General features: G+C 70.2%; 9 protein-coding genes, 1 pseudogene and 1 riboswitch. All 10 genes and pseudogenes read right to left on the bottom strand.

Features of this window, described 5'->3' with window-relative positions; genetic code table 11:
- Positions 1 to 9 precede the first annotated feature (9 nt).
- Positions 10 to 191: riboswitch (cobalamin riboswitch) on the bottom strand.
- Between the two features lie 73 nt (positions 192 to 264).
- Positions 265 to 2718 carry a SpoIIE family protein phosphatase gene (locus AC3ETA_RS42545; RefSeq protein WP_432198273.1) on the bottom strand — a complete coding sequence of 818 codons (2454 nt, stop codon included), beginning with the start codon at positions 2716 to 2718 and terminating at the stop codon, positions 265 to 267.
- Positions 2719 to 2819: 101 nt separating this feature from the next.
- Positions 2820 to 4208: a protoporphyrinogen/coproporphyrinogen oxidase gene (locus AC3ETA_RS42540; protein ID WP_432198272.1), complete on the bottom strand. Its 1389-nt coding sequence runs from the start codon at positions 4206 to 4208 to the stop codon at positions 2820 to 2822.
- A 26-nt stretch (positions 4209 to 4234) separates the two neighbouring features.
- On the bottom strand, positions 4235 to 6397 hold the full coding sequence (locus AC3ETA_RS42535) for a xanthine dehydrogenase family protein molybdopterin-binding subunit (RefSeq protein ID WP_432198271.1): 2163 nt from the start codon (positions 6395 to 6397) through the stop codon (positions 4235 to 4237).
- A pseudogene (locus AC3ETA_RS42530) lies at positions 6394 to 7386 on the bottom strand (FAD binding domain-containing protein). Before AC3ETA_RS42530 ends, AC3ETA_RS42535 begins: the two are co-directional and overlap by 4 nt.
- Positions 7383 to 7955 (bottom strand): (2Fe-2S)-binding protein, encoded by a 573-nt coding sequence (locus tag AC3ETA_RS42525; protein ID WP_432198270.1) that lies wholly within the window; start codon positions 7953 to 7955, stop codon positions 7383 to 7385. Before AC3ETA_RS42525 ends, AC3ETA_RS42530 begins: the two are co-directional and overlap by 4 nt.
- Before the next feature lie 16 nt (positions 7956 to 7971).
- A complete protein-coding gene (locus tag AC3ETA_RS42520) occupies positions 7972 to 8778 on the bottom strand; it encodes an HpcH/HpaI aldolase family protein (protein WP_432198269.1) in 807 nt (268 codons plus the stop codon).
- A gap of 47 nt (positions 8779 to 8825) precedes the next feature.
- The gene (locus AC3ETA_RS42515; RefSeq protein WP_432198268.1) at positions 8826 to 9407 is read right to left on the bottom strand and encodes a flavin reductase family protein; all 582 of its coding nucleotides are present in this window, start codon (positions 9405 to 9407) and stop codon (positions 8826 to 8828) included.
- A gap of 51 nt (positions 9408 to 9458) precedes the next feature.
- Positions 9459 to 10679, bottom strand: coding sequence for an acyl-CoA dehydrogenase family protein (locus AC3ETA_RS42510; RefSeq protein WP_432198267.1), 1221 nt, complete (start codon positions 10677 to 10679; stop codon positions 9459 to 9461).
- A 132-nt stretch (positions 10680 to 10811) separates the two neighbouring features.
- A complete protein-coding gene (locus AC3ETA_RS42505; RefSeq protein ID WP_432198266.1) occupies positions 10812 to 12383 on the bottom strand; it encodes a GMC family oxidoreductase in 1572 nt (523 codons plus the stop codon).
- 132 nt (positions 12384 to 12515) lie between these two features.
- Complete coding sequence (locus AC3ETA_RS42500) at positions 12516 to 13436, bottom strand: hydroxymethylglutaryl-CoA lyase (protein ID WP_432198265.1); 921 nt, start codon at positions 13434 to 13436, stop codon at positions 12516 to 12518.
- Positions 13437 to 13439: the final 3 nt, after the last annotated feature.

The raw sequence follows: 13439 nt of genomic DNA, 5'->3' as shown, positions 1-13439 counted from the left end.
GACGGGCGGAATATCCTGGCTCCCGGATCTCGGTACGCGGCCGTACGGCCTGTTGTCCGACGCCTGCTCCCGGCCTTCCCAGCGGCCGGCTCACGCCGGTTGCCAGTGGCCGTACGAGTGGGAGGCGGCTCCCCGGTCACAGTGGCGGGCCCGCCCCGGAGTTGGGCTGCTGCACCCGCACCGGAGTTCCTCCGCATCCGTCCCGCGCATCGTGCCACACGCCCGCGGCCGGCGAGTAGCCGGGAACCGGTCGACGGCCAGACCCTAGATCTCCGCCGTGTCCCAGACCCCGGCAAAGTCGAGCCCCGCCCCCGACCCGGCACCGATCGTCTGCTCGGCCCAGATGGTCTTGCCGGTGCGGTGGTACCGGCTGCCCCAGCGTCGGGCGAGTTGGGCCACCAGGAACAGGCCTCGCCCTCCCTCGTCACCGGCGCGCGCCCGGATCAGCCGTGGCTGGGTGTTGCTGGCGTCGGTGACCTCGCACACCAGGGTTCTGTCGTCGTGGAAGAGGCGCAGCCCCACGGTGCCGCCCGCGTAGCGCATCGCGTTGGTGACCAGTTCACTGACGATCAGTTCGGTGGTGAAGGCGAGGTCGTCCAGTCCCCAGTCGGCGAGTCGCCGGGCGACGGACTTCCGTGCGTCGGCCACCCGGGACGTGTCGTCGGGGAACTGCCAGGCCGCGGTGTCGGCGGCCGGAATCACGTGGGTACGGGCCAGAAGAAGCGCCATGTCGTCGCGGGGCGGTCCTTCGGACACCGCGGACACCACGTCGTGGGCGATGTCCTCCAGTGCCCGTGCGGCGCCACAGAGGGTCGATAGCGAGCCGAGGAGGTCCCTGGTGCCCTCGTCGAGGTCCTTCGAGGTTCGTTCCACGAGGCCGTCGGTGTAGAGGGCGAGGATGCTGCCGGGCTCGACGTGGACCGTGGTGACCTCGAAGGGCATGCCGCCCACGCCGAGCGGCGGACCGGGGTGGACCTCGATCGTTCGGACCGTCCCGTCGGGCGCGATCACCGCGGGCGGCGGATGCCCGGCGTCGGCGAGCGCACAGGTGCCGGCGATCGGGTCGTAGAGCGCGTACAAGCAGGTTGCGCCGATCGTGTCCCGGTCCTCCGGAGCGGCTTCGTCGGCGAGTTGCTGGACGAGGTCGTCCAGGTGGATGAGGAGTTCCCCGGGTTCCAGTTCCAGCTCGGCAAGGGTTCGGATCGCGGTCCGCAGGCGCCCCATCGTGGCCGCCGCGTGCAGGCCGTGGCCTACGACGTCGCCCACGACGAAGGCGACCCGCAGCGACGACAGGGGGATGACGTCGAACCAGTCGCCGCTGATGTCCGCCCCGCCCCCGGCGGGCACGTAGCGGCCGGCCGACTCGGCCGCCGTGGACTGCGTGGTCGCGCGGGGCAACAGGCGCTGTTGCAACTCGACCGCGGCCCGATGTTCCCTCGTGTACCGGCGCGCGTTGTCCACGCTGAGCGCCGCGCGCGAGGCGATGTCGAACAGGAGATCGGCGTCCTCCTGCTGGAACCCCTCTGCCCGTTCGGTCCGCCAGGCCGAGACGAAGCCCAGCAGCAGACCGCGGGCGAACAGCGGCGAGATGACCAGCGAATGCCCTTTCTCGGGCAGCAGGGCGCGGATCACCTCCGGGTCCGCGAGCTGGTCCTCCAACTCCTGCCGTGAGGTCTTCAGGATGGTGTCGCCGTGCAGTGCCGCCCGCCGCGCCTGCGGCACGTCCGGGAGCGGCGGCATGACGTCGCCCACCTGGATGAGGTCGGCGGGCCACGGACCGGTGGCGCAGGCCGCTGCCACCCGCCGCATCCGCCACCGGCCGCTGGGCATGACACCTTTGGCGGGCTCCTCGCCTTCGAGGACGACCTCGACGATGTCCACCGAGACCAGGTCCGCGAAGGCCGGCACCAGTACGTCCGCGATGTCCTGAGCCGTGCGGGCCACGTCCAGTGAAGCCCCGATCCGGACCGACGCCGCGTGGCTCACCTCCGCACGCCGCCTGGCTCGCCGCTGCTCGGTGTCGTCGGTGACGAACGCCGCGACGCCACTCGGACGACCGTCGGGACCCTCCAACCGGACGGCGGACGCCGACAGGCTGCGCTCCTGACCGGACGCACTTGGCGCACGCATCCACAGCTCGCCCCCGACCAGGGGAACTCCGGTCTCGAGTACGCGTCGCAGGTGGGTCTCGGCCTCCTCCGCGTCCTCCGCGCGCACCACGTCACTCAGGCGGCACCCCGCGCGCAGGGGCGGCAACCCTGCCGACTCCACCAGGTTGTTGGCGCGTACGACGTTCAGCCGTGTGTCGAAGAGGACGACCCCCAGCCGGTCCTGACCGAACAGAGAGGTCAGGAAGCCCGCTCCCTGCTCCGCAGCGCTCCCGCCCGGCGCGGGGCACGACAGGAGGACGACCTCCGCCGAATCGTCAGGCCCCGCCACGCGTGCCGTGCGCACCACGAGTTCGATGGGCGCTCCGGAGCTGCGCCGAAAGACCCGCCGCCCGACGTCGACGACGGATCCGGCCGATGCGTCGGCGTTCCACGGCGCCGGATCGGCCAGCAGGTGCGTCAGCGGACGACCACAGACCTCTGGCACCGCGTGCCCCAACAGACGAGTGGCCGCGTCAGACCAGCGTCTGACGATCCCCGCGTCATCGAGCACGACGACGGCGACCTCGCCGACCGCGGCGACCTCGACACCGTCGCCCAGGATCGCCATGGACACCTCACCCGAAGCAGGGCCGATACGACATATCCCCTGTGGCCATAGTGCCACTTTGCGCCACCCGCCACAGCACTCCGGGCACCCCGCGGGTTGATTCACGAATAGGAACGTTTCGCTGGTGATCCGTGCAGTGCACTCAGGCGTTCACCGAGACTGGCTGCCGCACGTTCGCCGTTCTCGACGGAATTGGCCGTCCCGGAGAGCGCGAGGTATTCGCCCGCGAGCTGGATCACATCGTCCGAGGCCAGGGTGCGGCGGATGTTCGCCACCGTGTCGTAGAACCCTCGGTATCGCGAATTTGTCGCGAAACTCCACCGGACGATGTGAGCGAACTCCAATTCGGCGGAGAGTCCGGGTATGACCTGCTCCATCTCCCGGATCATTTCGGGAAGCAAATCACCGTCGGTACGTTCCAGTACTTCCTTGCTGTGTTCACTGACCCAGTGGCCGGAGATCACGGCCTTGCCGGGCGGAACCGAGTCGGGCATCGAGTGGGAGTCGACCACGGTGATGGCCAGGCCGAGGCCGGCTGCCCGAGGAACGGGAATGAGGGTCGGCACGTCCGCGGGCAGGCGCCGCAGAGCGAAGATTCCCTTGAGCACGCTCTTGTGGCGGACCGACTGGATCAGTTCGCGCTGCCGGTCGGACAGGTCGCGGTAGACCGGCAACAGGTCCTGTCCGTTCATGGCGAGAACGGCGCCCCGCGTGGTGAGCGTGTGCTCGCCCTCGCCGTCCTGCCATACGGTGCGGACGCCGCCGTCGACATGCCGGACTTCCGTGGCGCCGGCTCCGGTACGCACGTCGACGAAGGACGCCAGCCGTTTGGGCAGGAAGTCGATGCCGCTCGGATATCGCAGCGGCCCCCCGCCGAGCTTGCTCAGGGAGAGAAAGAGATCCACGACCGACATGTCGGCTGTCTCCCCCAGATAGAGCGCGCGGAGGAAGGGGTCCAGTACGTAGTCGAGAATCTCCTGGTTGAGCCTGCGCAACGCGTACGAGGCAACGGTCTCGTTGTCGAGTCGTGCCGCCGCCTGATAGCTCTTGTCGCCTTCCAGTCGGCGGCGCCAACGCAGCACGTCCACGGCGAGGCGAGGCATCAGCATTTTGCTGCGGAACGAAAGCAGGTCCGTGCCCAGCAGGTCGAGGACTCCACCGAGACCACCTCGGCGAACGAGAGGTCGCATGCGACCGTCACGCGGCATACCGACGGTCACGGCCAGTGGCTTGAACGGTTTCCCGAGGCCGGAGTCCTCGCTCAGCTGGATGATGTTGGTGAAGGACGCCGGCAGGATCGTCGCCCCGCGGTTGAGCACGAATCCGTCGCGCTCGACGCTGGACATCCTCCCGCCGACCGACTGCGCCGCTTCGAGAACGATCACGCTCCAGCCCTGCTGACGAAGCCGGAATGCTGCCGCGAGACCCGCGATTCCACCGCCGACGACCACGACGTCGGAGTCGTACTCGGCGGACGCGTTGGGCGTCACCTCGCTGGGAGACCGCTGAGAGATGTTCATCGTGTCGCCTTTCCTCGGACAGCGTCGCCCTGCGCGGACAGCACGCGGTCGGGGCGGATGGGCAGGTGACGGTGGCGTACGCCGGTCGCGTGCCAGACGGCGTTGGCGATCGCCGCGGCCGGTCCCACGTTCCCGAGTTCGCCGATCCCCTTGAGCCCGACCGGGTCGTCCGGGTCCGGGTCGTCCACCCATGCCGCCTCGATCGACGGCACGTCGGCGTGCGCGGCGATGTGATAGTTCGCGAAGTCCGCTCCGACGACAGAGCCCGTGGCCTCGTCGAGGACCGCCTCTTCGTGCAGGGCCATGGAGACGCCCCAGATCATGCCGCCGACGAGCTGGGACCGGGCCGTCAGCGGGTTCACGATCTGGCCGGCGGCGAACACACCGAGCATGCGCCGCACCCGTACCTCGCCGGTGGTGGTGTCCACCGCGACCTCGGCGAAGTGGGCTCCGTAGGTGTGCCGTTCCTTCGGCGCGTTCTGCATGAGTCCGACGACGGCCGCGGTGGTGTCCGACCGGGCCGTGATTCCCTCGGGCGGGATGGTCGAGCCAGGAGTGAGCATGGCCCGTAGCTCATCGATCGCGGTCCTGATCGCCCAGCCCCAAGACCGCGTCCCCGTGGAACCGAGGGCGATGACCGCCTGCGGGAGGGCGCTGTCCCCGAGGTGCATCCGGACGCGGTCCGGCACCACGCCGAGGGCGTCGGCGGCGACCATCGTGAGCGCGGTCCGCGCGCCGGTGCCGATGTCCGACGCGCCGATCCGGACGGTGAAGGTCCCGTCCGCTTCCGCGGTCACGGCGGCCGTGGACGGCACGGACATCACGAGGTGGGTCGCCGCCGCGGTGCCCGTGCCTATGAGCCAGCGCCCGTCGCGGCGTATGCCGGGACGCGGGTCGCGGTCGCTCCACCCGAACCGGCGTGCCCCTTCACGGAAGCAGGCCACGACGTTGCGGCTGCTGAAGGGCAGCCCCGACACGGGCCCTCGGTCGGGCTCGTTGCGGACGCGCAGCTCGATCGGATCGATCCCGCACTTCTCCGCGAGTTCGTCGAGCGCGGACTCCAGCGCGAACGCCCCGGGGGTCTCGCCCGGTGAGCGCATGAAGGTCGGGGTCGGCACATCGAGCCGCACGATCTCGTTGGACGTGTGGTGAGCCGCCGCGTCGTACATCACCCGAGCCACGGTGGTACTGGCCTCGACGAAGTCGTAGGTCGTCGATGTCATGGACACTGACCGGTGGCTCAGTGCGCGCAGCCGCCCGTCGGAGTCCGCGCCGAGCCGGACGCGCTGGGCGGTGGCACTGCGGTAGCCCGTGAGCGGGAACATCTGACGGCGCGTGAGAACCACGCGGACCGGGCGGCGCAGAACGGTCGCGGCCATCACGGCCGCCACCTGGTGCACACCGATCTGCCCCTTGGAGCCGAAGCCACCGCCGACGTGCTCGGCGCGTACGCGCACGACGGCCGGGTCGAGCGAGAACAGCTGCGCGAGGAGTTGCGCGATGTAGCCGCTGCCCTGGTTGGCGTCGACGACTTCGAGCATGCCGTCGTGCCAGCGGGCCACGGCCGCGTGCGGCTCCATCGGGTTGTGGTGTTCCTGGGGGGTGGTGTACTCCGCGTCCACGACGAAGTCCGATGCCGCGAGTTCGGCTTCCAGGTCCCCCTTCTCCACCACCCCCGGCCCGTTCAGGCTGTCCAACGGCACCGCATCCGGGCGCCCGCCGGCGAGTCGGACGTCATGAGGCTCGGTCTCGTAGTGCACCACCAGCGCCTCGGCGGCTTCCCTGGCCTGTTCGGAGGTCTCGGCAACGACCAGCGCCACCGGCCAGCCCGCGCAGGGGACACGGTCCTGCTGGAACAGGGCGATGAGGGGATCCGGAGGGGTGCCCAGGAGCGGGATGACGAAATCGGCCTCGATCGGCAGGGCGTTGCCGTGATGCAGGATCTCCAGCACACCCGGCATGTCCAGGACCGGAGCGCTCTCCACCGAACGGATGCGGCCGCGAGCAACGGTGGACAGCACCAGCCAGCCGTGGGCGAGGTCTGGCAAGAGGACCTCGGCCGCGTAGCGGGCCTCTCCGGTGACCTTTTCCCGGCCCTCGACGCGGACCCGCGACGTACCTACAGAGCGGGTGGCTTCTCTGCCGGCGGTGACCGTCATCGGGTTGCCTCCTGGGCCAAGGTGGTGAGCTCGGACACCACGAGGTTGCGCATCAGCGTCACCTTGTACGCGTTGTCGGCCAGCGGCCTCGCCGCGGCGAGTTCGGCGTCGGCCGCCGCGGCGAAGGACTCGGCGTCCGCCGGGGCGCCCGTCAGCAGCCGCTCGGCGGCGCGGGCACGCCACGGCCGTGACGCCACCGCTCCGAAGGCCAGGCGCACGTCGTGGACGATGCCGTCCTGGACGTCCAGCGCGGCTGCGATCGAGCCGATCGCGAAGGCTTACGAGGCGCGTTCGCGCACCTTGTGGTAGCGGGAGCGCGCGGCGACCGGGACCGGCGGCAGGACGACGCCGGTGATCAGCGCCCCCGGTGGCAGGGCCGTCTCCCGGTGCGGGCTGTCGCCGACCGGGAGATAGAAGTCGGCGAGCGGCGAAGCGCCCGGTCCTTCGGCCGTCTCGTACTCGACGATCGCGTCGAAAGCAGTCAACGCGACGGCCATGTCCGAGGGATGCGTGGCGACACAGTGGTCCGAGGCGCCCAGGATCGCGTGGTTGTGATGTTCCCCGGCGACGGCGGGGCACCCGCTGCCCGGAACCCGCTTGTTGCACGGCTTGGCCAGGTCCGCGAAGTAGGGACACCTCGTGCGCTGGAGCAGGTTCCCACCGACCGTCGCCATGTTGCGCAGTTGCCCGGAGGCGCCCGCCAACAGCGCTTGGGCCAGTGCCGGGTAGCGTCGGCGGACCTCCTCATGAGCGGCCAGGTCACTGTTGGCCACGGTCGCACCGAGGCGTAGCCCGCCTTCGCGGGTCGGCTCGATCCGGTCGAGGGGCAGCCGGCGGATGTCGACGAGCCGGGAGGGCCGTTCGACACCGCACTTCATGAGGTCGACGAGGTTGGTGCCGCCGCCCAGGAAGCGAGCCTGCGGGTCGGCGGCGAGCAGCGCGACGGCGCCCGGGACATCTCCCGAGCGCTGGTACCGGAATTCCTTCATCGTCTCGTCTCCCCGTCCCGGGCGGCCACGGCAGATGCCTTGATCGGGGCCTCGGCCGCGCGTGCAACAGCCTCGACGATCGACACGTACGCGCCGCAGCGGCACAGGTTGCCGCTCATCCGCTCCCGTATCTCCTCCGCCGTCAGCGTCGGCTGTCCGGCCTCCGGCCGCACGTCACTAGTCACCGCGCTCGGCCAGCCGGCCGCGTGCTCGGCGAGCACCGCGACCGCCGAGCAGATCTGCCCGGGAGTGCAGTAGCCGCACTGGTAGCCGTCCAGATCGAGGAACGCCTGCTGCACCGGATGCAGTTGGTTGTCTTCGGCGAGGCCCTCGATCGTGGTGATCTCACGGTCCTCGGCCGCCATGGCGAGTTGCAGGCAGGAGACGGCTCGTCGCCCGTCGAGCAGGACGGTGCACGCCCCGCACTGGCCCTGGTCGCACCCCTTCTTGGTCCCGGTCAGGTCCAGCCGCTCCCGCAGCGCGTCGAGCAGGGTCGTGCGATGGTCGACGGGCACGGTGTGCTTCTCACCGTTGACGTTCAACGTGATCACGCTGGTTGTCGATGTCATGCGCTGCTCTCTCTCGCTACGGGACAGAAGCCGGTGGACACGACCGGTCCAAAGATGACGAAGCCTCGGTAAGCGCGGTGCGGAACGCGGTCGCCAGCACGGCCCGGTCCCCGGACAGGCTGAACAGCCGGGCGTGGTCCGCGAGCGCGGTGATGCCACCGGATCCCCAGCCGGGGACAGCGAGGTACTCCACGCCGGCCGCCCGCACGGCGGCGAGGAACCGCTGGTGCATGTTCTCGATGTCGGGATGGGTCACGTCGCCGTCGAATCCCGCGTCCTGGGCGAGGTCGAACGCGCCGAACAGCAGGCCGTCCAGGCCTGATTCGCGGGCGATGGCCTCGACGTTGTCCATGCCCTCGGTGTCCTCGACGACCCCGAACGCGAAGACGTCCGCGTCGGCCGCTCGGCGGTCGGCCGGCCAGTCGGGGCTGTGGTGCCCGAACGCGCGGGTGGAGGCGCACGCTCCCCGCGTACCGGCCGGTCCGAACCGGATGGCCCGGGTGATCGCGGTCGCCTCCGCGACGGTACGGACATGGGGCGCGATGATGCCGGCGGCGCCGGTGTCCAGGACTCGCTGGATGAAGCTCGCCGAGTGGTCCGGTACGCGGACGAGCGCGTCGGTGCCGCAGGCGTCGGAGGCGCGGACGATCTCGCCGATGTCCCGGAGGTCCATCGTGCCGTGCTCGGCGTCGAGCCAGACGAAGTCGGCGCCCGCGTACCCGGCGATCTCCGCGATGTCCGGGCTCGGCAACTGGAGCCTGATGCCGAAGGCCCGGCCGCCAGACTCCAGCTTGTTCCTGATTCGACGAGGTGGCTTGCGCATACCCGACTCCTCCGAACTCCTCGAACTCCTCCGACTGAGCGCCGCGTTCAGTCGATCTGGGAGTGCGTGCCGATGCGGTGCCACGCCCGGTTTACGTAGACGAGTCCGTCGCTGGAGGCCAGCGCGTCGAACGACTCCGACCGCACGCTGGATTCGATGGCCTCGGCCACGATCACCGTCGAACCGCCGGCTTCCATGCGGTTGTGGACGCGGGCGCGGATCCACACCGGCGCCTCGGTGAAGACGGGTTCGCCGGTCGCGAGCCGTTGCCAGCGGCTCGTGTCGGCGAACCGGTCGATGCCGCTCGTGGCGCCCAGCTGTGCCAGTTCGAGGGTGCTGGCGTTGAGGAGGTGGATGACGACGGTGTCCGCGTTCCGGATGGTGGGTGTGCTGGAGGACAGGGCCGACAGGGAGAACATGACGAGCGGCGGCTCGGCGCTGACCGGTGACACCGACGTCGCGGTCAGTGCCACGGGGCCCGTGCCGGCGTCGGCCGTGATGAGCGACACCCCTCCCGGGTACAGGCGGAACGCCATCTTGAAGACGTCCGCGGGAAGTACGGGAATCGGTTCGGCCACTGCCACTCCGTGGGCGCTCAGGTCATCGCTGCGGGGGGAGTAAGCGTTCATGTCGCTACCTTCGATTTCGCTGTTCGTGAGGGGTGTGCCGGGCGAGGCCGCTCAGCCCTGCGCCGTGGCGGCCATGTAGTCGATGGCGGCCCGCCGCCAGTTGAGGGTCACGTGGTGGGAGGCCATCTCGACGTCCCGCTTCGCGAGGGAGACCGGGTGCGCCGGGTTGCCGCCCTTGGCGCCGACCAGGGAGGCGATGCGCTGGACGTTGCGGAGCGCGATGCGGGTGACGAGCGCGTTGTCGCGCGTCTCACGCGTCAACTCGGGGAGCGTCGTGGGCTGGTGGGCGGCGGCCCGCCGCGAAGCCTCGGCGCTGCGCTGGTCGACCAGCATCCTCGCCATCTCCAGCTCTCCGGCGGCCTCCGCGAACTCGGTCGCGACGTACTCCTGGTCGGCGAGCTTGGTGACCCCTCCCACCGCGCTGGCGACCCGGGTGGCCGACGCGGCGGTCTCGGCGAAGTGGTCGGCCGCACCGAGCGCGGCGCCGACGGCGACCGCCGCGAACGGGAACCGGCAGGCGGCGGGGAAGGACGACCACAGCGAGTCGAAGGTGGGGTGCAGCGCCCGCCGCTCCTCCAACAGCGGGCCGATCTGGCGCATCGGCATGATCCGGCGGTCGGGGACGAACACGTCCTCGACCGCCATCGACCGGCTGCCGGTGCCCCGCATGCCGGTCGGGAACCAGTCGTCGATCGTGACGGCTTCCTTCTGGTCCACGAGGAACATGTGGCCTTCGCCGTTCTCACCGGCGGGCGCGTTGAACATCAACCACTTCGAGAAGTCCGAACCGCTGCAGAACCCCCACTGGCCGCTCAGCCGGTATCCGCCCGACACCCGCTCCACCTTGGCCTTGGGGTTCAGGTTGATGTTTCCGGTGAGCGTCGCGTACGGATCCGGTCCCCAGACCTCGTCCTGTACTTCCTCCGGGAAGGCGAGGAGGGCGATGTTGCCGGCGCTCAGGACCGAGAAGACCCAGGCGGTGGAGGCACAGCCGCGGGCCAGGGTCAGGGTCACCATCGCGTGCTCGTGATCGGTGAGCTCCAGGCCCTCGTATTTCTTGGGCTTGAGGATGTGGAGGAAGCCGGCCTCCTCCAGCCGCCGGTGGGTGTCGTCCTCGATCCGTCGCGACTCGTCGGTCCTGGCGGCCCGTTCGCGGAGCAGGGGCACCAGGTCCTCGGCCGCCCGCAGCACGTCGTCCGCGGTCAGGGAGGAGTCGGGCCCGGGACGGTTACCTGCTGCGGCACTGTTGTTCGCGGGGGTCTGGTTCTGCATTGCGGTGGCCTTCTCTCTGTGAAGGGGTGTCGATGTGCTGAGTGGGGTGGTGCGCGATGACACGCCGGTGTGGCCCGCCAGGCGTGGTGGGGCGTCAGGTGCGGCGGTACGGCAGGCGGTTGTGGCGGCTGGTCAGGCTTGATGGGCCGTCATGAGTTCGCTGCCTCGCTCGCCGATCACGACCGCCGCCGCATGAGTCGGCGCTCGCGTGATGTGGGGCATCACGGAGGCGTCGATGACACGCAGTCCGTCGACGCCGTGCACCCGCAGTTCGGGGTCGACGACCGAGACGTTGTCCGTCCCCGCCCGGCAGGTGCCGACCGGGTGGTTGATGGACACCATCGTTCGGCGTACGAAGTCGAGCACCGCGTCGAAGTCGGCCGCCGGTGAGATGTTGCGAGGCTGTTCGCCGGCGTAGACGCGGAACGCGGGCGCGGTGGCGATCTCCATGACCTGGCGGATCCCCTCCACCAGAGTCCGCCGGTCGGACGGATCGGTCAGATACCGGGGATCGATCAGAGGGCTTGCCGTCGGCTCGTCGGACCGCAGGCGTATCCGCCCCCGGCTGGCCGGGCTCAGCAGGCTGACCATGCAGGTGAGGGAGCGCTCGCCGCCGCCGGAGAAGTCGACCGCCGCGGGCAGCACTTGGATGTCCGGCGCGCTGGAGGCCTGCCCGCAGCGCAGGTAGGCCGCCACCTCCGTCAGGACCGCCAGCGGTCCGCGTCTCCGCTCGGCGTAGGCGGTGATGTTCTCCTCGGTCTGGGCGTCGTTCCAGGTACGGCCCCGCACGACCGGCCAGGTGACCGGCACCGTCGGATGGTCGTGGAGGTTGGCGCCGACCCCTTGGCTGTCCACGGCCACCTCGATGCCGAGGTCGGTCAGGTGCTGTGCCGGTCCGATGCCGGACAGCATGAGGATCTGCGGGGAGCGCAGGGCCCCCGCGCACAGCACCACCGACTCGGTCGACACGGTCGTGCGCCGACCGGAGCGGTCCAGGTACTGCACACCGACGACACGTTGCCGGTTCAGCAGGACGCGCTGGACCGCCGCTCCGACCTGGACGGTGAGATCGTCACGGTCCATGGCCGGTACGAGGTAGCCGCGTGTGCTGCTTCGCTCGCCGTTGCGGATGTTGCTGTAGGTGAGGCCCGCCCCGTGGAGGGTGCCGCTGTTGAAGTCCCGGTTGAGGTCGAGCCCGAACTCCACGCACGCCGTGACGAAGGCCAGGGACAGCGGATTGATGTCGCGGGGCGTGGTCACCGCGATGGGGCCGCCCTGAGCATGCAGTTCGGACTCACCGAGTTCGCTGTCCTCGCTACGGCGGAAGCTGGGCAGGAGGTCGTCCCACCCCCAGCCCTTCATTCCGCGTTCCGCCCAGCCGTCGTAGTCCTCGCGGGCACCGCGGCACCAGGACAGAAAGTTGATCGCTCCGCCGCCGCCCAGGACGCGGCCTGCTGAGATCGGAACCTTCCGTCCTTGGAGTTCCTGTTGGGGAACGGTCTCGTCGCACCAGTCGAACTCACCGCGCTGTAGCTGGAACACGCCCAGGGGTGGAATCAGGTCGCTCGCGGGAGTCGTGTCGAGGGGGCCGGCCTCAAGGAGAAGGACGCGAGATCCGTCGCGCTCGCTGAGACGCGCCGCCACCACACTGCCGGCGGCGCCGCCGCCCACGACTACGTGATCAAAGTGTCTGTGCTGCCTCATAGCTTCTCCTACGGGGCCGAGCGTCGAAGGTGAGGAATGGAGTCGGCCCGCCGCTCCGGGGGGGGCGAGTGCGAGCGGGCCGACTCCGGCCATGGCGGCCACCGATGGTGAGCCGAGCTGGGAGGGGTTTCGTCAGCTCGGAGGGATCGGTGGCCGCGTCCGCAGCCTGCCGCCTGCGCGCAGCAGTTGGCTCTCGCCGGGGTGCCCGAGCACGGTTTCGAGCTCGCGCGCCGCCCGCATGACGGCGTCGAGATCGAGGCCCGTCGAGATACCGCTGTCTTCGAGGAGGTAGACCAGTTCTTCCGTCGCGATGTTTCCGGTCGCCCCCGGTGCGAAGGGGCAGCCGCCGAAACCGCCGGCCGACGCGTCGATCATGGTCACGCCCGCCTGGACCGCTGCCCAGGCACTGGCCAGGCCCGTCCCTCGGGTGTTGTGCATGTGGACCGCCAGCGGTGTGCCGGGGACGGCATCGCGTACCGCGTCGATCGTGCGGGTGACCCGCCCGGGAACGACCGTCCCGACCGTGTCCCCAAGGCCGATGACATCGGCGCCGGCGGCCACCGCCTCGGCGGCCAGTTTGACGGTGCGGTCGATGCTGGTCGTGCCGTCGAACGGGCAGTCCCATGCCGTGGCGAGGATGACCTCGCAGCGGCCTTCGGCCTCGTGGACGAGTTCCGTGATCCGGCCGACCAGGTCCAGTGACTCGGCGGTGGAGCGGCGTACATTGGCCTGGCTATGCCCGTCCGCCACCGAGACGACGTACTCGATCGTGCGGAACCCGGCCCTGATCGCCCGTTCCGCACCACCGACGGAGGCCACCAGCGCCGACCATTCGATCCCGGGCCACTGGGTCACGAGTTCGGCGACGTACTCCGCGTCGGCCATGCTCGGGACCGCGCGGGGCGAGACGAACGCGGTGGCCTCGATGCGCTTGGCCCCGGTGGCGACGAGGGACTCCAGCACCCGCGCCTTCTCGCTGCGGTCGAGGGGCCGCTCGAGCTGTAGCCCGTCGCGGGGCGCGACCTCGCGGATCGAGACAACCGGCTCAGACATGTC

The organism is Streptomyces sp. bgisy027 (assembly GCF_057710365.1).
Note: the sequence above shows the minus strand (reverse complement) of the source record. Positions and strands in the feature narration are given on the sequence as shown.